The sequence below is a fragment of the Micromonospora sp. II genome (assembly GCF_001709195.1).
In the GTDB taxonomy this organism is placed as follows: Bacteria; Actinomycetota; Actinomycetes; order Mycobacteriales; family Micromonosporaceae; genus Micromonospora; species Micromonospora chalcea.
This window is the reverse complement of record NZ_LYXF01000057.1, coordinates 432,401-452,622: the sequence shown is the minus strand read 5'-3', so window position 1 is coordinate 452,622 and position 20,222 is coordinate 432,401. Positions and strand designations below refer to the sequence as shown.

The following is a 20,222-nucleotide window of genomic DNA, read 5'->3' as shown; positions in this document are numbered from 1 at the left end:
GTTGTGGGTTCTCGTTCTCGGCGGGGTAGTCCTGTGGTGGCGCCGCCGCAGCGCCACCCGCGCCCGGACGACACACCTGCTCGTACCGGACCTGAGCGCCCGCAAGGGAGTCCGGCGTACGCGGGGCTGGCACGCCACCACCGGTGTCTGGCTCGCGGTCGGCCTGCTGTTCCTCTCCGCCACCGGCTTGACCTGGTCCCGGTACGCCGGCGCGAATTTCGGCGCCGGCCTGGACGTCCTGCGCGCCGGCACTCCGGAACTGTCCACCACCCTCGACGGCGTGCCCCCGCCCGCTAGTGGTGGTGGGCACCAGCACGGTGGGGCGGTGACCGGCACGGCGGACAATCCGGCGTCCTTCGACATCGTCCTGACCTCCGCGCGCGGCGCCGGACTCTCGGGGCCGGTGGAGATCAGCCCTGCCGCGGAGTCCGGCCAGGCATGGACCGTCGCCCAGGTCGACAACGCCTGGCCGGTCGCGAAGGACCGGATCTCTGTGGACCCCACCACCGGCGGGGTCACCGACCGCAGCGACTTCGCCGACTGGCCGCTCCTCGCGCGGCTCAGCAGCCTCGGCATTCAAGCCCACATGGGAATCCTGTTCGGCCCGGTCAATCAGATCCTGCTCGCGGCGCTCGCTCTCGGTCTGCTCTGCGTCATCGTCTGGGGCTACCGCATGTGGTGGCAGCGCCGCCCCACCCGCGCCGGTCGCCGCGCACCGCTCGGCGCGCCGCCCGCCCGAGGTGGGGTCCGAGGGCTTCCGTGGTGGGCGCTGCCGCTCGGTGGACCGGTCACCGTGGCACTCGGTTGGGTACTGCCCTGGCTTGGCGTCACTCTGCTCGGCTTCCTCTTCATCGACATCGCCCTCGGCATGCTCACCCGTCGGCGCGGTCGGCCGATACCCCGTCTCACCCGCCCCCGGCCGGTAGCTGACCCCGCACCGCTGTCCGGCCGCCACCGCTGCGGGGCGGCCGGACAGCGGTGGTCGCGTGTCGGTCAGCGGGGCCGGGAGCCGGTCACCGGCGGAATGGCCCGGTGATCTCCGAACCGCTCTGTCCGGTGGTCCGCACGAAGACCGAGATCTTGTCGTCGGGCGTGATCATGCAGATCTCCATGTTCCGGCAGTAACAGCAGGGGTCGGCGCGGCACGGACTGCCCGATCCCTCCGGGCGTGCAGGACCCCTTCGGCGGCTCGGCGCGGGCGACAGCGCCGGACGTGACGGTCCACGCCGTCGTGGTCGTGCCGTTCTCGGCCGTCGGCCGGTAGCGCCCAGACTCGACGGGGAGTTCATAGGTGGCACCGCGAATCCGGCTCCTGCCGCGCCGGCCCTAACCTCGACGAGCACCAGCGCCCGAAGGCCCGGTGAGCACCTGGCCCAGCCAGAGCAGGTCCACCTCGCGGCTGATCAGCAGGGGCGCCGCCACCCCGCCCGCGCCCGGGCCGGCCACATCGCAGCTTTTCCCCGGCTGCATCGGTGGACGGCCTGCCGACCCACCGCACACGTACGGCCAAATCTCGCCCTGCCCAGCCTGACCGTTTTCAAGGGCGGAAAGGAGGTTTTACGCTCTCAGATCGATCGGGTTGAGATATAGCACATTGTCGTTTGCCGTTGCATAATGTCCGCTGCACGCATGGTCGCACCATCGGTTTCCGATGCAGCGACGTCGACCGAAGGGAACCGATTCCGTGAAGCAGGACCACTCACCTGTGCTGCCCGGCGACGGCGCCACGGACTATGCGCGCTACATGCGACTGAACACGCTGCTCGCCCTGCAACGACGGCCGGACGAGATGATGCACCGCGACGAGTTGCTCTTCCAGGTGGTGCACCAGTCCACCGAGTTGTGGCTGAAGCTCATCGCCGCCGAGTTGGCCGAGGCGGTCACCCGGCTGCGCGTCGGCGAGCTGGCGGTGACCGAGTCGCTGCTAACCCGGGCGACGTTGGGGATCCGACTGGTCACCGACCAGCTGGAGATGTTCCGGCACCTGTCCCCGGCCGACTTCCAGGCCATGCAACCGGCGCTGGGCAAGGGATCCGGGGCCGAGTCACCCGGATGGCGGCAGGTCCACGCTATGAGCCGGCAGCTCGGCCGGGCGTTCGCCGAGCACCTCGAAGTCCGAGGAATTGAACCGGCCGCACTGGGTCGGCCGGATCCCGCCGACCCCGTCCAGCGGCTCGCCGAGGCGCTCATCGAGTGGGACGAGCGGGTGTCGCTGTGGCGTATGCGGCACTACCGGGTCGCTCTGCGCGTCGGGGGCCACGATCCCGGCGGCGCCGAGGCGACGATGCTCGCCAAGCTCGTCGGGCACCGGTTCTTCCCTGCACTGTGGCGGGCCCGCCTGAAGCCCTCCGACGGATCCGCTAACGAATCACAGGCCGACCAACGTTGACAATCCTCGTTCACCAGTAATTGTCAATTTTTCCTCACCCACCTGCGTAGCGACCGAAATGTCGAGGTGCGGTTTCGTGCGCGAACTGACGAGTTGGCTGTCCGGCGGCGGTCAGACCTGCCGTTTTCCGTACTCCGCCGTGCTGGCGGAGTTTCACCGGGTCGGTAAACACTTCGTCGAAAAGGAAGTGCTGGCTCTGCTCGACCAGGCCCGTACGCAGCTGACGGTGCCGGCGACCGCGCGGGAGCCGCAGGCCCGGCTGCTGGGTGACTTCCTCGACGTCGCGCTCGATAAGTGGGACGGCCGGTACGACTACCGCAGCTATCTTGCGCTGCGGCTGCTCCGGCTGCCCGGCGGGGGCGACGTCGCCGGCCCGTTCGGTGCGCGACGGGACCGGGACCGGCTCCTCGTTCGCCTGGTCGCCGACGTGCTGGCCTTCGAGTTGACCGCCGCCTCCGGTGCCACCGACCTGCTGCCCGAGCGGCGCCCGAGCCGGGACGTGGTGTCCAAGCGCTACCGGCTCGGCGTGCGGGCCGTGTCACCCGCTCTCGCCCGACTGGGCATCGCCGGGATGGTCCCCGGCCGGGAAGCTGTGGCGACCCCGGACGAGCTGCGGGCCGTCGCCGCCGACGCCGATCCCGCCGGCGAGTTGGTCCTGCGGCTGACCATGCTGCCGGTCCATGTGTCGCACGACGAGTACCTGTTCATCCGGGTGCTCCAGTCGTACGAATGCCTCTTCGCGGGGGTCGCCGAGGAGTTGCGCGCCACCATCGCCGCCCTGACCGCCGGCCAGGCGGGGCGGGCGACCGAACGGCTGGCGTACGCCCGACAGCAGCTCACCGCCGCCGGGCCGCTGTTCGCGCTGCTGGCGACGATGCAGCCGGAGGCGTTCCGGACGTTCCGGGAGTACACCGCGGGGGCCAGCGCCATCCAGTCCCGCTCCTACAAGCTCATGGAGTCGCTGTGCCGCACACCCGAGGGGTCGCGATTGGACTCGGCCGCGTACCACCAGGTCCCGGAGGTACGCGAGCTGGTGCACGCCGGCCAGCCGTCGATCGACGACGCGTTCCGGGCGGCGGTGCGTGACGGCCTGCTCGCCGCGCCCGAAGGCGGGCGGGTCGAGGAGGAGATGCGGTCGTTCGCCGCCGCGGTATTCCAGTGGCGGCGCACGCACCACCGGCTCGCGACCCGGATGCTCGGCCCGCGGGCCGGCACCGGCTACACGGAGGGCACGCCCTATCTGGCCGCCGCCCGATCCATCCCGGTCTTCACCTCCGTCGCCTGCGAGCCCCGACCCGTCCCCCATCGAGCCGACCAGAGGCAGCCCTGAGTGAGCCCACCGCACCAGAACTCCGACCTCGATACGCCCGAGTGCCTCGACGCCAGCGCGCACGCCGCACTGCGCGCCGAGTTCCCCCTGCTGAGCACCGGCGTCTACCTGAACAACAACTCGACGGGCGCGGTGCCGCGAGGCGCGGAACAGGTGCTCACCGGCTACTGGCGGACGCTGCGGAACTGGCGGGACGAGGTCTGGCAGGACTGGCACGCCGGCCTCGACCGGTACGCCGACTCCGTCGCCGCGTTCATCGGCGCACCGCCGGGCAGCGTGGTCACCGACGCGAACCTGAGCACGCTGCTCGCCCGGGTAGCGTCCTGTTTCGACTATCGTCCGCCGCGGAACCGGATCGTCACCACCGATCTGGAGTATCCGACGGTGCCGTTCATCTGGAACGCGTTCCGTCGGTACGGCGCCCGGCTCGACGTGGTCGGCTCGGGCAGCCCGCGGTTCGACGAGGACGCCGTCGAGGCACGGATCGACGAACGCACGCTGCTGGTGTGCATCCCGCACGCCAGCTTCTCCTCGGGGGCCACCGTCGACCTGCCCCGGCTGGTGCGGCGCGCCCACGACGTCGGCGCGCTGGTGGTCGTTGATGCCTTCCAGAGCGTAGGGGTCATGCCCATGGACGTGACGGCGCTCGGCGTCGACGTGGTTCTCGGCGGCGCGCACAAGTGGCTCTGCGGAGTCGGCACTGCCTTCCTCTACGTGCGCCCGGGTCTGGTGCCGCAGCTGGAGCCAGCGGCGACCGGCTGGCAGGCCGGTGACCGGGCCTTCACATTCCAGCCGTCGACAGGCTGGGCCGGTGGGGCCCGACGGTTCGCCGGCGGGACGCCGTTCCCCCTGACCTCGTTGATCTCCCAGGTCGGCCTGGATCTGCTGGCCGGGGTAGGTGCCGGCCCGATTCGACGGCACTCGCTCGCCTGCACCCAACGGATCCTGGAGCGGGCCGCGGTGGCTGGCATCGACGTGGTCAGCCCGACCGAGCCGCACCGGCGCGGTGGCGTCGTGTGCCTGGACGTCGCCGACGGCGAGGCGGTCAAGCGGCGGTTGGTCGCTCGCGACATGGTCTGCAGCTGGCGGGGCTACCTGCGGGTCGGCCCGCACGTCTACAACACCCTCGACGAGATCGACACGTTCATGGACGCCCTGGAAGAGGAGCTGAAACGGTGAAGGTCACGCTGTCCCCACGCGCGCTGATGAGTCTGCTCGCCAACGGGCCGAAGGCCATGGACGTGCTGGAGACCGCGCTCGGCACGGGTCTGCTCGACGCCTTGGAGCCCGGGCCGGCGAGCCTCGGTGAGCTGGCCGCCCGCTTCGACGTGCGGCCCCTGCGGCTCTACAAGTTCCTCGACTGCTTGGAAAGCCTCGGTGTCGTTGAGCGCAGCGAGCCAGGTGACGACATCGCGATGGCAACGTACCGTGCGGTACCCGGCCTCCGGGATGCCGTCATGGCGGTCGTCGGCCCCGGTGCTGTCGAACGTGACCGGGACCGTTACCCCTGGCGGTTGCTGCACGGCCGGCTGGCCGAGAGCCTGCGCGGCGAGGTGAGCATGAGCGACGACGACTTCGCCTGGCCCCCGAAGACCGACGAACAGACCGCCGACTTCGAGCGCAGCATGGCCGTCGGTCTCGGTCCGGTGATCGAGACGATGCATCGCAACGCCAGCCGGCTGTGGTCGGACCGGCGCCGTCTGCTGGACATCGGCGGGGGTGACGGCACGCTCGCCGCGCACATCCTCGACGACGCGCCTGGGCTACGGGTCGACGTGTACAACCTGCCGGCCGTGGCTCCGCTGGTGGAGGCGACCCGGACCCGCACCGGGCATGTCGACAGGCTGGGTTTCGTCGGCGGCGACTTCTTCGCCGAGCCGCTGCCCTCGGGCTACGACGCCATGGCATTCGTCCGGGTGCTGCACGACTGGCCGAACGACGTCGCCCGCCGGCTGGTCGAGAAGGCGTACGCGGCCCTCGAACCGGGCGGGCTGCTGGTGATCTGCGAGGAGTTCCGCACCCCAGACCGCCTGGCGATGCAGTTCTTCTGGAGCTACTTCCTCATCGGGGTCGACAGTTGCGTCAGTCGGCTGCGGGAGGTGGAGTTCTACACCAGTCTGCTCAAGGAGGTCGGCTTCGACCGGGTGGCCGTGCTGCCCGGCGGCTGGGAGCTGGCCTGCGGGCACAAGCCGGTGGCCGAAGCGTGACCCGCCCAGCCGGCGTGACGATGCGGGCGTGGCCGCACCCGCCGCAAGTCGTCCCGGGCTCACCGTTGCCGGCCGGCGCGCCCGTCCCTGCGGCCGTGACGGCCGATCCGTCCGGCGCATCGGTGCGGAGCTCGGCGTCGCGCACCGCCCACCGTGTCGCCGTCGGTCAGACACGTCCCAGCGCTGTGCGGCACCAGCGACTCCGGCAATACACCTAGGTGAGCGCGTGCACCAGTGCGGTCGCCGCTCCGGCCAGGAGGGCCACACCCGTGCCGGCACCGACGACGGCGCTGGGGGTGAAGTCGCACCGTCGGGCGACAGGGACGCTGACGAGCGCGACCAGGGCGACGAGCGCGGCCCAGATCGCGAGGGCCGGATACCCCAGAAGCGGCGCTAGGGGGAAGAAGTGCAGGCCGACGATCAGGGCGATCCAAACCGGAACCAGGGAGGTGCGGCCGGCGCGCCGGAGCCAGATCGCGCCGACGGCACAGAGGACCACCTCGATCAGAACGATCACCCCGAAGACCGGCCCCGTCCTCTCGTCCACGGAACTGCCCTTGTCCCAGGTGCGTGCGGTGACGATGCCGCCGATGATCGCTGCGACCAGAGACAACACCGAACCGATGCCGAGCCACGGACGCCACGCCTTGGGCGGTGCCTCCTGCGCCCAGCCGAACCAGACGATCCCGAAGACCCCGAAAATCGCGGCGGTGGCCGCGGCGTTGGCCGCGAATTCAGCATCCATCGGCGCAGTCTAGGTGCAGATGACCACCGCTCCGAGCGGTGCCCGCACAGGCGCCACGACGCAATGTCGCCTAGGAAACACGACCAGGACGGCCCGCACCAGTGCGTCACGGTGGACGGCACCCCGGTCGACCATATGGGACTCCGGCAACCGCCAGTCCGACCAGACGTGGAGCTCCCGCTGACGTCCGGGTGGTGACCGGCGCTCGTCCCGTCGATCCGCCGAGACGGGCGCGACGGCCGCTCAACTGGGGAATAAATCGAGTCCAATCTATTGACAAGGATCGTTTACGGTTTCAGGCTGAGAGCGCTCTCCCGCGCCGCCTCCGGTGCGTCACGAACAACCGGAAGGAGTTCGATGATCAAGACAACTGCGCTGCTCACCGCTGCGATGCTCGGCCTGTCTGTCCCGGCCGTCCCCGCGGCGGCTCACATCGCCCACCAGTCCGAAGCACGGCCGGCCGTGGCGGGCCTGCCGCTCGGCATGGCCGCCGCGATGCGCCGCGACCTGCACCTGACCGACGATCAACTCACCGCCCGCCTCGCGGCCGAGGCCGCCGCGGCGGTGGTCGACCGACGGCTGCGCGGGCGCCTCGGCACCGGGTACGCCGGCTCGTGGCTGGAGACGGACGGCCCGCTCACGGTCGCCGTCACCGACGCCTCCGCGGCCGACGCGGTGCGGGCCGAGGGAGCCCGGCCCAGGCTCGTCCCTCGGACGCTCACGAGCCTGACATCGGCGCGTACCGCCCTGGACCGGAGCGCCGCCGGTCAACCGCCCGGGGCCGCCGTCCGCGGCTGGTACGTGGACGTCGCCGCCAACCAGGTGGTGGTGCGGGTGGCACCGGGACAGGAACGCACCGGCCGAGCGTTCGTGCGCGGCGCCGGCCTCGCCGACGCGCTCGTTCGCTACGCGCCTGCGCCCGACGCGCCGCGCCCGATGTACGACATCCGCGGCGGCGACCAGTTCGTCATCAACGGCAACGTACTCTGCTCCGTCGGCTTCGCCGTGGTCGGCGGGTTTGTCACCGCAGGGCACTGCGGAGCCGCCGGCAGCCCCACCCGCGGCTTCAATAACGCAGCCCAGGGCACCTTCGCCGGCTCGTCGTTCCCGGGCAACGACTACGCCTGGGTCCGCACCAACGCCGACTGGACGCCGCGGCCCTGGGTGAACAACTACGCCGGCGGCAACGCTCCCGTCGCCGGGTCCCGGGACGCGGTGATCGGCAGTTCCGTGTGCCGGTCGGGACGCACGACCGGCTGGCGGTGCGGCGTACTGCTGGGCCGGGAGGAGACGGTCAACTACGCGCAGGGCGCGGTTTACGGGCTCAGCCGCAGCAACGCCTGCGCCGAGGGCGGCGACTCCGGCGGCGCCTGGCTCTCCGGCGATCAGGCCCAGGGAGTCACCTCCGGCGGATCCGGCAACTGCACCACCGGCGGCACCATGTGGTTCCAGCCGGTCAACGAGATCCTCGGTGTCTTCGGACTCAGTCTGGTCACCACCGGCGGGGGCGGCTCCGGCACCCGGATCATCAGCAACTGGAACAACAAGTGCGTCGATGTGCCGAACTCGAACTTCTCCGACGGAGTCCCGCTGCAGGCGTGGAACTGCAACGGCACGGCCGCGCAGGCGTGGACGTTCACCGGCGGCAGCCTGCGCACGCAGAACAACATGTGCATGGATGTCGCCTGGGGCTCCCGGGACAACGGAGCGGTCATCCAGATCGCCACCTGCAGCGGCAACCCGGCCCAGCAGTTCGTGCTGTCCGCCGCCGGCGACCTGGTCAACCCGCAGGCCAACAAGTGCGTCGACATCAAGGACTGGAACGGCAACGACGGTGCGCGGTTGCAACTCTGGGAGTGCGCCGGCACCGCCAACCAGAAGTGGCGCTCCGGCTGATCCGAGGCCTGACACGGCGGTCCCGCCCGGGGCGGTCCGAGGTGGGCCGACGGCGGCACGCCGTGTCGCTCCGGGACGTGCCAGCTCAGGTGCGGCCGTCGCCGCGCAGTGACCGGTGTCGAACGGTGCGCCGATCACCCTCGTCGCGGGTGCTGGCGAGCCGGTTCCGCGCTGCGCCCATGGTGACCGACGGCCCCCGGCGGACCGACGAGCCCGCCGAGGCGGACCCGCTACTCCGCCAGTCAGGATGGCCGGGCCGAACCGTGGAGGCCACCTCGGTAGGCATGGCGGATCGTTCGCCGGGGAATACTGCCGGGCATGGCCTCGTACTCGGTGGATCAGGCGGCTGTCGTCCGCGCCCGGCGGCTCATCGAAGCACGCCAGTACGTGCTCGACAGTGACTGGGGTGTTGTCCAGCCCCGGGCCACCAACGAGAACGACTACCTCGACAAGCACTCGTGGCGCGAGTATGGCGAATGGTTCCTTGGCCGTACCGAGGGTGCGAACGAGGAGACGAAGGCCCGGTACGCCTTCGCCTACGGCGACTTCCGCCGCGTCCACCGGTCCGGTCTGGTCGCGTGCGTCTACCGCGCCTCGGAGTGGCGGCACAAAGACGTCGAACTGGCCGCGCACGACCTGCTGCAACTGCTCGACCAGGTCGCCGGCTGACCCTGCGCGGAGTGGACCGGACACACGCGCGACGCCAGTTCCGCAAGCCGTGGACCCCGGCACCGGCGCCCGCCCTCGAAGAGGGACGATGGCTCACCACGAGCCGGCACACGTGCCCTCGATATCCTCACCGCAGCCGAAACCGACTCGCCGCTGGGCGAGGTGGAGCTTGGCCACGTGGCGGCGGCCTTCCGGCAGGCCGGGGCCCGTTCCCTCCCGCCCCGGCACGCTCCTGTTGCACGCCACCGGGCGGGCCCGGATGCCGACGCGCGGGCACGAGTGGCGTCCGCGCTGTCCGCCGCCCGTGTGGTCCCCCTACCGACCGCTACTCGAAGAACTTCAGGCTCCAGCCGGTGTCGGTGTTCGGGCCGGGGACGTTAGCCCGCCGGTAGGTGGTGTTGCCCCACCAGCAGAAAGTGCCGGTGTACCAGAACCGGTTGCTCCAGGTGTAGGGCGTTCCCTTCGGCACCGCGTGGAACATCAGCGGGAATCGCGGCCCGGCCGGTGGGCTCGTGGCGATGTCGCCATGCAGCAGCACGAAGGTGTGATGCCCGGGGCCGTTGACGTAGAGGGTCGGATCCCAGCCGGACATCATGGTGGACCGGTTCGAGCCGAAAAGGCAGCCGTTGGACTTGTACCAGTCCCACACGTACGTCGGGTCGCCTCCGGCCCGCAGTCGCAGGTCCGCGAGACAGTACTGGTCGCTCCAGCTGCCGTTGGCGGAGTAGACGATGTGCAACTGGCCGTTCGGGTCTCGGATCGGCTCCGGCCCCTCGTTGATGAATGGGTTGCCGACCACTCGCTCCCACGGCTCCCGGGGTTGGGAGATGACGTAGCGCGCCCCGACCGGCGTGGTCGGGCTGCTCATCCTGGCGAGGTAGATGTTCTGCTCGACGTTGGTGTCACCGGCCCATCCGGACCAGACGAACCAGCGCTGTCCGTTGAACGTGAACAACGACCCGTCGATCGCCCACTTGTCGTCCGGCAGGGCCAGTTTCTGCTCGGCAGTGTACCCACCGTCCGGCGACGTCGAGCTGATCACGAACGTGCGGCGACTGCTGCCCGCGCCCAGCGCGAAGTAGATGTAGTAGCGTCCACCGTCGAGGACGATCTCCGGTGCCCAGACGCCGCCGCGGCCCCGGGTGTCCGTCCACACCTGGCGCTGAACCGCCCCGCTCAACTGGTCGGGTGACGAGGCTTGACGAACGGCGATGCCGTCACCGACCGACTGGGTGGAGATGTAGGTGCCGCCGACCCGGATGACACTGGGATCCGCCGCACGGATGCTCTGCGCGGCTTCGGCCGGCGAGTAGACGAACCCCACCTGCCACAAGCCTGCCGCGGCGAGCAGAACGGCGACGAGGAGCTTGCCGAGCATCCGCTGCCGTCTCATGGCATCGTCCGGTTCCCGCTAGAGTCGAGAGGCGGCTGACCTCCCGGCGCGTAAGAGCGCTCTCCCAGACTGACCAATCGACGCTCGTCGTGTCAACCAACGACTCGGATCGGGTGCGGGTGGGGGCAACGGACCGACCGTCGGCCGGCGGGTGGCGACCGCGACGCGCCGGTGGCCCGGCCGCCGGGTGCGGTCGGCGAGCCACCGGCAAGCGCCCGTCAGCCGTTGTCGATCAGCCCGGCGATCTCGTTGTAGATCAGGTGTGCCTTCGCCCCCTGGTTGGACGGGCACCCACCGAGGTGGTGCAGGGCGATGACGCGGTGATTGGCGTCGAGTACCGGGGAGCCCGAGTTGCCGCCCGAGGTGTCGCAGCTGTAACTGATGTTCCAGGTGTTGTAGTTCGCGTTGCGCACCGTGCAGACACCACCGTTCTGCGTGTCCTCGTAGATCGACAGTCGCTTCGGGCTGCCATCACCGTGCCCGGGCACGTACATCCGGGTGCCGGTGCTGGTCGCGGTCGTCCTCAGGTAGAGCGTGCCGAACCCCTGGATCGCGGCGAAATTGTTCACCGAGTAGAGCGCGTAGTCCAGTTCACCCGAGCCACCGCTGCTCACTCGGTAGAGGGTCGCACCGCTCACCTTCGTGCCCGGGCCGGGGTTGCTGCCACCGCAGGTGGCGCACTGGTAGTTGAACTGCGCCTCGCTGGCGCTGACCGTTGACTGGGTCGAGAAGCAGTGCTTGTTGGTCAGCATCCGGTTGGTGTTGCCGACCCGCCAGGTGGTGCACAGTCCGCCGCCACCGATGAGCAACCGTGCCACCGCCCGGCCCCGGGCGTACTCGGTGGGGTGTGTGCTCTGGTAGCAGACCACGTCCCGGCGGGCGTCGGTGCTACAGACGGACGTGGTCGAGAAGTTGTGCTGGGCGATCTCGGCCTGGTTGTACCCTCGCCAGAACCGGTCGATGTCGACGACCGCGCGAGCGGGCCGCGCGCTGTGCAGCGTCACCACGGCGGTATCCCCCGTCACGGACATCGCCCAGAAGCCCGGCCCGCCGTCGGTGGTGTAGTCCGAGCCGGTCGTCCGGTCGAGGCTCCGGTCGTACCGGTAGGTCTCCCGGCCATCCGGGCTGGACACCGTGACGTAGTCCCCCTCGTTCAGCCGCAGTGCGCTGAAGTGGACCTTGACGTACGTGGCGCCGGGATGCCGGATGAGCTGACGCGCACCCGGCCGGTCGGCGGTGCGGGTGGTGTCGAGTGTGCGCAGCTCACCCACCGTGGTGACGCCTTCGGCGGAGAACTGTGCAGCCTCCGGCGCCCGGACCGACGCCGGAGCCACCGGCCGGGCCGGATTCGCCCCGGAGGCGGACGCGGGCAGCATGCTCACCCCGAGCGCCCACACGCCGAGCACTACCGCCGCGTATCGCGCACCGCGCCGCAACATGTGTCTCATCCGCACTCCTTTCCGAGGAACGGCGGATGCCGTTCCGACGGGCTCCCTCGCACGAGCTTCTATAGAACAGTATCGATTGATGGCGGGATGCGGTACCGCCAAATCGAACGGCTGCCCGCGCCCGTCCGCTCGCCTTCCACGGCCGGCCCGGCAGCGAGGCCGGAGCGCCGCACGGTCGGATGTGATGACCGCTGGTCGATCGGTGACCACGCCGTCAGGCGTCGCGGTGGCCAGCGCGCGCCATGTGAAGGTTGAAGACCGCGAGGTTGCGGGTCGGAATCACGTTCTACTTCTCGCCACTCTTCAGCACCTGCGGGTTCGACCCCGCGTACCGCCCGAGGAACCACTGTTTTAGAGCCTGCGCCTGCGCGAGGGGCAGGATCCCGACGGCCCGCACCTCGGCCGCCTGGGTAGGGCGCCGGGTTGCAACCGGCGTTGAACCGGTAGATGCTGCCCCTCTGCCATCGCCCGCAGCCAAGCATGGTCACTGCGACGGGCCCAGACTGTCCCGGCTCGAGTGCCGGAACGGCCTGGTCGGCGACGACCGCCCCGCGCGAGGTCTCCAGCGACAGAAAGGGAATGGCGACCGTGTCGATGATCGCCTGCGATGCCCAGTTGAAATCCACCTCGAACGACATGCCCATAGTCCTTGCATGGCCGGCGGCGAGAGCAGGCAGCCGGGCGGTCGCCCGCCAACCATAGTGTTCGGTTGCTGCCGGCCGGGAGCGCGCCCTAGGCCGCAAGCAGAACATTGACCCTGAGCCGACTATGTCCACCACGACGGTGAGGAGCAGTCCGGCCGCTCGGCTGCGGCGTGATCCATACGGGCATTCAGACAGCTAGCCGACACCCCCAGCGGCTGTAGGACTCTGCGGGGGTGGGTGGCCGCGATGGGAACGGGTGTGAGTGGCAGCGGTCTTCGTCGCCTGGCGCCGACCTGCGGGGCGCGTCACTTCGCGGTGTCAGCTTTGCCGGCTGCGATCTGCGAGGCGCCGACCTGTCCTACGCGCGGTTCAGCTACGTCATGACGCACGATCCGGAGTACGGACGCACAGACGCCACCGGGGGGACCAACCTTCACCGATGAACGGTGCGGGAATCCGCGTCGGCAAGTGAGGGCAAGCCATAGGCGTTGGCTATGACTGAAGTCCGGGAATGCTCACTACCGCCAGGCGCCGCGTACGCGAAACCTGAACGGGTGATCGTTCTCGCTGACCTGCCCGGCCGTCGCCGCGTACCCAGAGCCGCCGGGCTCGGCCCGGCGGTGTCGCTGGGGCTTGCCGCAGCGGTGGTCGGCGCGTTGGTCCCCGTGGTCGGCGCGCCCGTCTTCGCCGTCGTCGCCGGGGTCTTGCTGAGCCCGCTGGCGCGGCGCCGTCCCGAGGCGATGGCGCCGGGGCTGCACCTGGCCAAGGGTTGGCTGCTACAGGTGTCAGTCGTGTTGCTCGGCGCTCAGTTGTCGCTCGCCGAGGTGCTGTCGGTGAGCGCGGGATCGTTGCCGGTGATGCTGGGCACGCTCGGGCCGTGCCTGCTGTTGGCTTGGTTGGTGGGCCGGCTGCTCGGCGTTCCCCGCGATCTGCGCACCCTGATCGGTGTCGGCACCGGCATCTGCGGCGCCTCCGCCGTCGCGGCCACAACCCCGGTGATCCGGGCGAAGAGCAACGACGTGGCGTACGCGATCTCGACGATCTTCCTCTTCAACGTAGCCGCCGTGCTGATCTTTCCGCCGCTCGGTCACGCGCTGGGGATGAGCGCGCGCGCGTTCGGTCTCTTCGCGGGCACCGCCGTCAACGACACGAGCTCGGTGGTCGCCGCGGCGAGCGCGTACCACCAGGACGCCATGGAATATGCGGTGGTCGTCAAGCTCGCCCGCACCCTGATGATCATTCCGATCGTCCTGGTTCTCGCGATCCTGCACCGCCGCCGCGAGGACCGGACGGAGACGTCGAGGCTCCGGCTCGCTGTCTCTCTCGTGCCCTGGTTTCTGGTCGCGTTCCTCGTCGTGGCCGCGCTGAACACGGGTGGGCTCATCCCCGCCGCCGTCCAGACCGCCGCACACCAGGTGGCGCTGCTGTTCATCGCGATCGCCCTCGCCGCTGTCGGTCTGTCCACCGACGTGGCCGCTCTGCGGCGCACCGGTGCACGGCCGTTGCTGCTCGGCATGGTCCTCTGGGTCGCGGTCAGCTCAGCCAGCTTGGCCACGCAACACCTGCTGACGCGCTGACGAAGGCGGTGCGGCGAGTTGCCTGTGACAGACTGCGAAGAGATGCCACTGCCCGCCTGGATAAGCGACCTGCCGGCGCTCGACCTGCTGCTGTCCGTTGCTGAGACGGGGAGCGTGGGGCGCGCGGCGCGGGCGCACGGGATCACCCAGCCCAGCGCCAGTGCTCGGCTTGCCAGGCTGGAGCGCCGGCTCGGCGTACCGCTGCTGGTGCGTTCGCGGCGCGGCAGCCTTCTCACACCCGCTGGTGAGACGGTGGTCGTCTGGTCGCGTACCGTCATCGACGCCGCGCAAAACCTGGCCGATGGAGTTCTGGCGTTGCGCGCCGACCGGCAGGCGCGAGTGCGTATCTCGGCGAGTCTCACCGTGGCCGAGTACCTGCTGCCGGCTTGGCTGCGCTGTTCGCGAACGGTCACTACAGCCGAGCGGTGTTCGAAGCCTTCCGCGCCGTAGAGCACGCGGTGCAGGAAGCCACCGGGCTGACCGAATCCGGCGTCCCGCTGATGCACCGCGTGTTCAATCCGCAACAGCCGATGATCGATGTCGCCCGTCACACCGGACGCAACGCTGACGACGAGCGCAAGGGCTTCCAGTTCCTGTTCGCCGGAGCGATCGCCGGGCTAAGAAACCCCAGGGCACATGGCGAAGAACTAGCCGACACTCGCGACGAAGCACTCGAATGCCTCGCCCTGGCGAGCCTACTGCTGCGCCGCCTCCCGCACCCGTAGCAGACTTGCCCAGGCGCCGTCCGGTTGATCTTCAGGCAGGGAGCACAGCGGCTACACGTTGCGATCGGTACATCCGAGGCAGAACTAGAGGAGATGCAGGTAGTCAGCCTGCGGCTGCAGATAGAGCAGCGTGTTAGGAAACCGGTGCTCTGTTGGCCGTCCTCAGGAGCACGCCGAGCGCGGCGCGGCCCCGGCGAGCGGACGGACGACTGGCCCCATACCTCGCGGCCAACGCCTTACGGCCCGAGTGGAGAAGTCCGAGTACCGTGGTATAAGAGTCCTTCTAGTTCGGCGTCCTGGGCCGGGCTTACGCAGCATGGGTCGTTTCCGGTCGATGCCCGCCGGTACAGTCTGCCCACACCGGGCAGGAGACGACGATGGGGCTCAGAGACCGACTTGGCGTCGACGCGTTCTGGACCCCTGGTGAGGTTCTCACACACGGGTTCGACTTTCGTCCACGCTGGTGGCAGCAACGCGTCCCCGCCGAAGGGTGGACGGCATGGCTATCCGACCTGCCCGAGGCCAACAGGGGTCGGCAGTACCGACATATCACGCGTAGCGACCTCCTCACCGCAGCGAATGGCGGTCCAGACGACGTCGGGCGACTGCTGGTCGGCAGCTACGCCTGGGGCACCGGCGACCGAGCATTCCTCGTCGGTCGTCGAGCTCAGGTCTTCACTAAGAACACGACTGAGTCCACCACGGCCAAGCTCGTTAAGGCTTTGACCGTCCTTCGTGATCAGGGACCGGCGAAGGCGTACGAGATGCTGGCCCTGGGCGGCGAGCAGAAGCTTCCCTACCTCGGGCCCTCGTTCTACACCAAGCTGCTGTACTTCGCGGATGCCCGGCCCGACGCACAACCTGGTCGCGCGCTGATCCTCGACCAGTTCGTTGCCATAGCTTTGAAGGAAGTCGAACACTGGGACATTACGGAACGCGGCCACCGCTCCACCGTCGTGCGGTGGGAGCGGGCAGAGACTGATCCACAGCCGTGGCATCGACCGCGTTTGGCTGCAGCTCTCAAGCTGTCGGTCGAGGAGCTGGCCGACCTGCTGGTCGAGGTCGGCCAGCCACCGTCGCCGCCCAACGAGCGTCTCAACTATGTGCTGCGGCACCCCCGCCGGGTCGACCTGGTCACCGTTGCCTACCTACGGGAGCGGGTGCAGCACCTTGACGAGCGCTACGACCGGACGCCTTCGACGCTTCTGCTCGTCGAGGCGGGGCAGCTACACGGCCAGGCGACCTTCCTCCGCCAGCACGCCAGCGACGGCTTGGTTCAGCGTGAACTGGCCGCAGCCGTCGCCGAGTCCGCCACGCTGATGGGTCAGCTCGTGTGGGACGCCTCCCAACGTCACGACCACGCCGCCAGCGCCGCATATTTCGACGAGGCGATCCGCGCCGCACAGGACACCCGCGACGCGGTTACTGTCAATCCCCTGGAATCGTGGAGGGCTCCGTTATGCGGCCTGGGCCTCCAGGGCGCGGGTTTCTGATCGTTCGTAGTCGATGGGTGAGCGCCAGTTGCAGACGGAGTGCCGGCGGCGCCGGTTGTAGAAGTCGGTGATCCAGGTGGCGATCTTCAGGCGGGCCTCGGTACGGGTGCGGAAGTGACGGCAGTGCACGTACTCGACCTTGATGGTGGAGAAGGTGGCCTCGGCGACGGCGTTGTCGAAGCATGACCCGACCCGGCCCATCGACTGGCGTACGTTCCACCGGTTGCAGGCCCGGGCGAAGTCGGCCGAGGTGTACTCGCTGCCCCTGTCGCTGTGGAAGATCACTCCTTCGACGTTGCCGCCGCGGGTGACGGCGGCCATGTTCAGCGCGGCGACGACCAGCCCGGCGTCGTGGTGGGCGCTCATCGCGTAGCCGAGATTCCGACGGGAGTACAGGTCGATGACGGTGGCCAGGTAGAGCTTGCCCTCGTCGGTACGGATCTCGGTCATGTCGCCGCACCAGGCGACATCCGGCGCCGGTGCGGTGAACACCCGCTTGACCAGGTCCGGTGCGGCCGGACGCTTACCTTGGCGGGTCAGGCCGCGTCGGCGGCGCTTGACCCGCGCGGCCAAGCCCAGCTCGGCCATGAGCTGCGCGATCGTGTTGTCGGAGACCTGCCAGCCGGACTCGCGCAGCTCGATGCCAATGCGAGGGCTGCCGTAGGTGCCGCCCGAGTCGTCGAACACCTTCTGGACCGCGGCCGTCAGCCGGACACGCTGGTCATCGCGGCGCGTTGGCGGCCGGTCACGCCACTTGCAGAACCACGACTCGGACACCCCCAACGCCCGACAGGCCACCGCGTGCGGCACGGAATGCTCGGTCCTCTGGGAAGCGATGAACCCGGCCACGCTCACCGGCCCGTCGCTTCCTTGACCCACAGGACCACCGATCGCTTGAGAACATCACGCTCCATCGCCAGCTCGGCATTCTCCCGCCGCAACCGGGCCAGCTCCGCCCGCTCGTCCTCGGCCAACTTCCCGGCAGCGGCCTCACCGCGAGTCTCGCGGTCCCTCTTCACCCAGTTGGCCAGGGTCCCGCTGTTAATCCCCAGGTCACGGGCGACCTGCGCGATCGACTTACCCGTCTCACGCACGATGCGCACCGCGCCCGCCCGGAACTCCGGATCGAACTGGCGTCTCGTCTCAGCCATGAACCTCTATCCCTCAAGCTCTGGCCTCCACGCTACGAGGGGAAGGGCATACCGAGGCCAACGCGCTGCTTCGCAAGAGCTACCTCGCTCTATACGGCACCAAGCAGCCGACCGCTGGCGTTGGATTGACGGCGCGCGCCGCCGCCGTAAGCCGCAACGACAGCCATGTGATCACGGGCCTCGCCCAACTGCACCGTGCCGAGGCGCACGCGATGCTTGGCCAGGCCCGGGACTGCTTCGATGCCCTTGGCATCGCTGAAGATCACTTCGCTTCGATAGATCGTCGAGATCCAGCCGCTGCCCTTTTCTGTCCCAGCCATCACGCGCGACTCGCGGGGTCTTGCTGGCTGTCGCTGAGCAAGCCGGCCGACGCCATCACAGCCTTTAGAGGAGGCTCGGCAACTCATCGCCGCACGCCGCAAGTCGACCGCCGTTGTCCTCGGCAATCTTGCCCTTGCCAGCATCCTTCATCGTGACGTCGATGCAGCCACGTCCTACCTGCACCAGACCATCGAGGTCATCGAGCGGACCCGCGCCGGCGGTGGTCTCAACCTCGCCTTCGCCGCAGCCCGTCAACTGCGTCCCTGGCGCGACCTGCCCTCGGTCGAGGACGTCAACGACCGACTGTTCACCCTCATGACCCGGTAGGAGGAGCAGCGTGACCAGCATTGGCGATGCCAAGCAGTCCGTTCGGCGACGGGTCTGGGATCTCCTTGAACGCGAAGGCGCCGCACCCATCGGCGTTCACGGTCACATCCCTGACTTCACCGGCAAAGAAGACGCCGCTGCCCGACTCGCCGAGCTGGATGTCTGGAAGCAGGCACGGGTCATCAAGTGCAATCCCGACCGGGCCCAACTGCCCGTACGAGTACGCGCTCTTCAAGAGGGCAAGCTGCTCTACGTGGCGGTCCCGCGACTCGCCACGCCGAAGCCCTTCTACCTGCTCGACCCGACCGTTCTGACCGCTCCGTTCGAGGCTGCCGTCACCAGCACCGGCGCACCGGACGTCGCCCCTACAATCGGCCCCGACGACATGCGCCCGGTGGACCTGATCGTCTGCGGCAGCGTCGCCGTCAGCCGGCGAAACGGCGTACGAGTCGGCAAGGGCGCCGGCTACTCCGACCTAGAGATCGCGCTCCTCACCGAGGCTGGACTCGTGTCCAAGGGCACCGCCATCGCCACCACCATCCACCAGATCCAACTCCTCGACGAGGAACTCCCCCACGCAAGCCACGACTTCAACGTCGATCTTGCGATCACCCCCACCGAGGTGCTTACCTGCACGGCGGACCGAGATCGACCGGCAGGCATCATCGCCAAAGACCTCCGTCAAGATCAGCTAGACAGCATCCCAATTCTGGGCGGCACAAGGGGGCAAGATACCCGGCACAACCCCTAGCAAGGCCGCCGGAGCGAGCGTTCCTGGGCATGAATGCTGGCTCGGCCGTCGAACCCATAGGTCGAGCAGGCCTGCTGGTGGAACTCAAGTTGCTGCGGGCGGCGGGAGATGCGATCAGGCCGGTCGCAAGTGGACTTTGCCAACCGACGGTCCGAGCCGCAGCACGCCGATGAACGCCCGCCCAGGGCCTTGGGAATGCCAGGCCAACCAAGGGCGGGAGCGCCGTGCTCCCAATCTGCTCCCAACTTAAGGGGCAACAGCGGAGAAGCCCGTTACCGGTGATCCCGGTGACGGGCTTCCTACCTGCCTATATTCATGGTGGGCGATACTGGGATCGAACCAGTGACCTCTTCGGTGTGAAGCAGGACGCTGCACCGACTCTGACCTGCGAGAACGCGAAGCCGCAGGCAGGGGTGGGTGCAGTTGGGTGCGACCAGCTGCCGTTCAGTGCGGTTCAGGGCCGTTCAGTGCACCCTGCTGCTCCCAACCTGCTCCCCCGACCAGGGCTCGCGACAGGCTGCTGCCTCCAGGCTGCGTCGGGACCGTCCTGCACGTCGTTCATCAGACACCGTGGCCGCCTGCCCGAGCCGTCCTGGCTGACGCCGCCGCCCGGTCAGCGACTGTTGGGCACAGGTGCTCCCGACCCGCTCCCACGGCCCGGTTGTCAACCCGACATGCTCAGGTATGCCGCGCCTTATCAGCGGCAGATCCGAATGCTCGCGGCGGCTGGTCCGGCGAGGAGACCAGTAGGATCCCGGACATGCCCGATCTTGCTGCGCGGTTCGCCCAGCTCGCTGGCGAGTACGACTCCCGAAAGAGAGCGGCACCTCGCTCGTCGGACGCTGGGACTGGTACACCTGGCCGGGCGTTGATCTTCGTCCGTTGCACTTCGAACGGGACCTCCTGAAGGCTGGCCGCCGGCTAGACGTCAGACCGCCGGTGGATCGGGATGTTCTGCGCATCGGGCTCAACGCCGAGGGCCGCGCGGTCGTGATCGAGGAGTACAGCGGCTTTCTTCGCGGCCGCCTGTACTACGAGACGTTCCTCGGCTACGACGGCGACGTGGTCGAGGTGGCGCACTTCGACACAGACGGGCCCATCTACCTGCACGAGTACCGCTTCGTGGACGGGTTGATGCGCTCAGCCAACACGGTCG

20 protein-coding genes are annotated in these 20,222 nt (G+C 69.1%); 13 read left to right on the top strand and 7 right to left on the bottom strand.

The window, feature by feature from the left end; genetic code table 11:
• The 5 genes from A8711_RS25290 to A8711_RS25270 form a co-directional block, all read left to right on the top strand.
• On the top strand, positions 1-1,036 hold a 1,036-nt coding region (locus tag A8711_RS25290; RefSeq protein ID WP_141707689.1), incomplete at its 5' end, for a PepSY domain-containing protein.
• Between the two features lie 648 nt (positions 1,037-1,684).
• Positions 1,685-2,389, top strand: a complete 705-nt coding sequence (locus A8711_RS25285) for a tryptophan 2,3-dioxygenase family protein (RefSeq protein ID WP_030274719.1) — start codon at positions 1,685-1,687, stop codon at positions 2,387-2,389.
• Positions 2,390-2,447: 58 nt separating this feature from the next.
• On the top strand, positions 2,448-3,719 hold the full coding sequence (locus A8711_RS25280; protein ID WP_049800115.1) for a tryptophan 2,3-dioxygenase family protein: 1,272 nt from the start codon (positions 2,448-2,450) through the stop codon (positions 3,717-3,719).
• Positions 3,720-4,898, top strand: coding sequence for an aminotransferase class V-fold PLP-dependent enzyme (locus A8711_RS25275; protein WP_069089515.1), 1,179 nt, complete (start codon positions 3,720-3,722; stop codon positions 4,896-4,898).
• The gene (locus A8711_RS25270; protein ID WP_030274725.1) at positions 4,895-5,926 is read left to right on the top strand and encodes a methyltransferase; all 1,032 of its coding nucleotides are present in this window, start codon (positions 4,895-4,897) and stop codon (positions 5,924-5,926) included. The genes A8711_RS25275 and A8711_RS25270 overlap by 4 nt, the downstream gene beginning before the upstream one ends.
• Positions 5,927-6,140: 214 nt before the next feature.
• Here A8711_RS25270 and A8711_RS25265 read toward each other — a convergent pair whose 3' ends face one another.
• Positions 6,141-6,671, bottom strand: coding sequence for a hypothetical protein (locus A8711_RS25265; RefSeq protein WP_013476103.1), 531 nt, complete (start codon positions 6,669-6,671; stop codon positions 6,141-6,143).
• Positions 6,672-7,028: 357 nt separating this feature from the next.
• On the opposite strand from A8711_RS25265, the gene A8711_RS25260 reads away from it, so the two are divergent.
• On the top strand, positions 7,029-8,567 hold the full coding sequence (locus A8711_RS25260; protein WP_013476102.1) for a ricin-type beta-trefoil lectin domain protein: 1,539 nt from the start codon (positions 7,029-7,031) through the stop codon (positions 8,565-8,567).
• A gap of 318 nt (positions 8,568-8,885) precedes the next feature.
• Complete coding sequence (locus A8711_RS25255) at positions 8,886-9,236, top strand: hypothetical protein (protein ID WP_069089514.1); 351 nt, start codon at positions 8,886-8,888, stop codon at positions 9,234-9,236.
• Between the two features lie 325 nt (positions 9,237-9,561).
• On the opposite strand, the gene A8711_RS25250 is transcribed toward A8711_RS25255, so the two are convergent.
• Together A8711_RS25250 and A8711_RS25245 are read right to left on the bottom strand one after the other, a co-directional pair.
• The gene (locus A8711_RS25250) at positions 9,562-10,629 is read right to left on the bottom strand and encodes a glycoside hydrolase family 43 protein (RefSeq protein WP_069089513.1); all 1,068 of its coding nucleotides are present in this window, start codon (positions 10,627-10,629) and stop codon (positions 9,562-9,564) included.
• 218 nt (positions 10,630-10,847) lie between these two features.
• Complete coding sequence (locus tag A8711_RS25245) at positions 10,848-12,077, bottom strand: serine protease (protein WP_069089512.1); 1,230 nt, start codon at positions 12,075-12,077, stop codon at positions 10,848-10,850.
• Between the two features lie 877 nt (positions 12,078-12,954).
• On the opposite strand from A8711_RS25245, the gene A8711_RS33235 reads away from it, so the two are divergent.
• From A8711_RS33235 to A8711_RS25225, 5 genes are all read left to right on the top strand, one after another.
• Complete coding sequence (locus tag A8711_RS33235) at positions 12,955-13,164, top strand: pentapeptide repeat-containing protein (RefSeq protein ID WP_083297099.1); 210 nt, start codon at positions 12,955-12,957, stop codon at positions 13,162-13,164.
• A 111-nt stretch (positions 13,165-13,275) separates the two neighbouring features.
• Positions 13,276-14,298, top strand: coding sequence for a YeiH family protein (locus A8711_RS25240; protein ID WP_255365689.1), 1,023 nt, complete (start codon positions 13,276-13,278; stop codon positions 14,296-14,298).
• A 42-nt stretch (positions 14,299-14,340) separates the two neighbouring features.
• Positions 14,341-14,748, top strand: a complete 408-nt coding sequence (locus tag A8711_RS32200) for a LysR family transcriptional regulator (protein ID WP_124779047.1) — start codon at positions 14,341-14,343, stop codon at positions 14,746-14,748.
• The gene (locus A8711_RS32515) at positions 14,724-15,023 is read left to right on the top strand and encodes a TIGR02391 family protein (protein WP_069089511.1); all 300 of its coding nucleotides are present in this window, start codon (positions 14,724-14,726) and stop codon (positions 15,021-15,023) included. The genes A8711_RS32200 and A8711_RS32515 overlap by 25 nt, the downstream gene beginning before the upstream one ends.
• Positions 15,024-15,400: 377 nt before the next feature.
• Positions 15,401-16,516, top strand: a complete 1,116-nt coding sequence (locus A8711_RS25225; protein WP_069089510.1) for a hypothetical protein — start codon at positions 15,401-15,403, stop codon at positions 16,514-16,516.
• Here A8711_RS25225 and A8711_RS25220 read toward each other — a convergent pair.
• From A8711_RS25220 to A8711_RS25210, 4 genes are all read right to left on the bottom strand, one after another.
• Positions 16,481-17,365, bottom strand: a complete 885-nt coding sequence (locus tag A8711_RS25220) for an IS3 family transposase (RefSeq protein WP_255365690.1) — start codon at positions 17,363-17,365, stop codon at positions 16,481-16,483. The genes A8711_RS25225 and A8711_RS25220 overlap by 36 nt on opposite strands.
• A gap of 2 nt (positions 17,366-17,367) precedes the next feature.
• Positions 17,368-17,667 (bottom strand): transposase, encoded by a 300-nt coding sequence (locus tag A8711_RS25215; protein ID WP_069089509.1) that lies wholly within the window; start codon positions 17,665-17,667, stop codon positions 17,368-17,370.
• An 89-nt stretch (positions 17,668-17,756) separates the two neighbouring features.
• The gene (locus tag A8711_RS32195) at positions 17,757-17,987 is read right to left on the bottom strand and encodes a hypothetical protein (RefSeq protein WP_140946609.1); all 231 of its coding nucleotides are present in this window, start codon (positions 17,985-17,987) and stop codon (positions 17,757-17,759) included.
• 64 nt (positions 17,988-18,051) lie between these two features.
• Positions 18,052-18,336, bottom strand: coding sequence for a hypothetical protein (locus A8711_RS25210; RefSeq protein ID WP_124779043.1), 285 nt, complete (start codon positions 18,334-18,336; stop codon positions 18,052-18,054).
• Here A8711_RS25210 and A8711_RS25205 point away from each other — a divergent pair.
• Positions 18,326-19,066, top strand: a complete 741-nt coding sequence (locus tag A8711_RS25205; RefSeq protein WP_051611175.1) for a 5-formyltetrahydrofolate cyclo-ligase — start codon at positions 18,326-18,328, stop codon at positions 19,064-19,066. The genes A8711_RS25210 and A8711_RS25205 overlap by 11 nt on opposite strands.
• The last annotated feature ends 1,156 nt before the right edge of the window (positions 19,067-20,222 follow it).

Coding starts and splice junctions, on each gene's coding strand:
- A8711_RS25245 (WP_069089512.1), bottom strand. CDS start 12,077: ATGAGACACATGTTGCGGCGCGGTGCGCGATACGCGGCGGTAGTGCTC.
- A8711_RS25280 (WP_049800115.1), top strand. CDS start 2,448: ATGTCGAGGTGCGGTTTCGTGCGCGAACTGACGAGTTGGCTGTCCGGC.
- A8711_RS25265 (WP_013476103.1), bottom strand. CDS start 6,671: ATGGATGCTGAATTCGCGGCCAACGCCGCGGCCACCGCCGCGATTTTC.
- A8711_RS25250 (WP_069089513.1), bottom strand. CDS start 10,629: ATGAGACGGCAGCGGATGCTCGGCAAGCTCCTCGTCGCCGTTCTGCTC.
- A8711_RS25225 (WP_069089510.1), top strand. CDS start 15,401: ATGGGGCTCAGAGACCGACTTGGCGTCGACGCGTTCTGGACCCCTGGT.
- A8711_RS32195 (WP_140946609.1), bottom strand. CDS start 17,987: ATGGCTGGGACAGAAAAGGGCAGCGGCTGGATCTCGACGATCTATCGA.
- A8711_RS25215 (WP_069089509.1), bottom strand. CDS start 17,667: ATGGCTGAGACGAGACGCCAGTTCGATCCGGAGTTCCGGGCGGGCGCG.
- A8711_RS32200 (WP_124779047.1), top strand. CDS start 14,341: ATGCCACTGCCCGCCTGGATAAGCGACCTGCCGGCGCTCGACCTGCTG.
- A8711_RS25255 (WP_069089514.1), top strand. CDS start 8,886: ATGGCCTCGTACTCGGTGGATCAGGCGGCTGTCGTCCGCGCCCGGCGG.
- A8711_RS25210 (WP_124779043.1), bottom strand. CDS start 18,336: ATGCTGGTCACGCTGCTCCTCCTACCGGGTCATGAGGGTGAACAGTCG.
- A8711_RS25260 (WP_013476102.1), top strand. CDS start 7,029: ATGATCAAGACAACTGCGCTGCTCACCGCTGCGATGCTCGGCCTGTCT.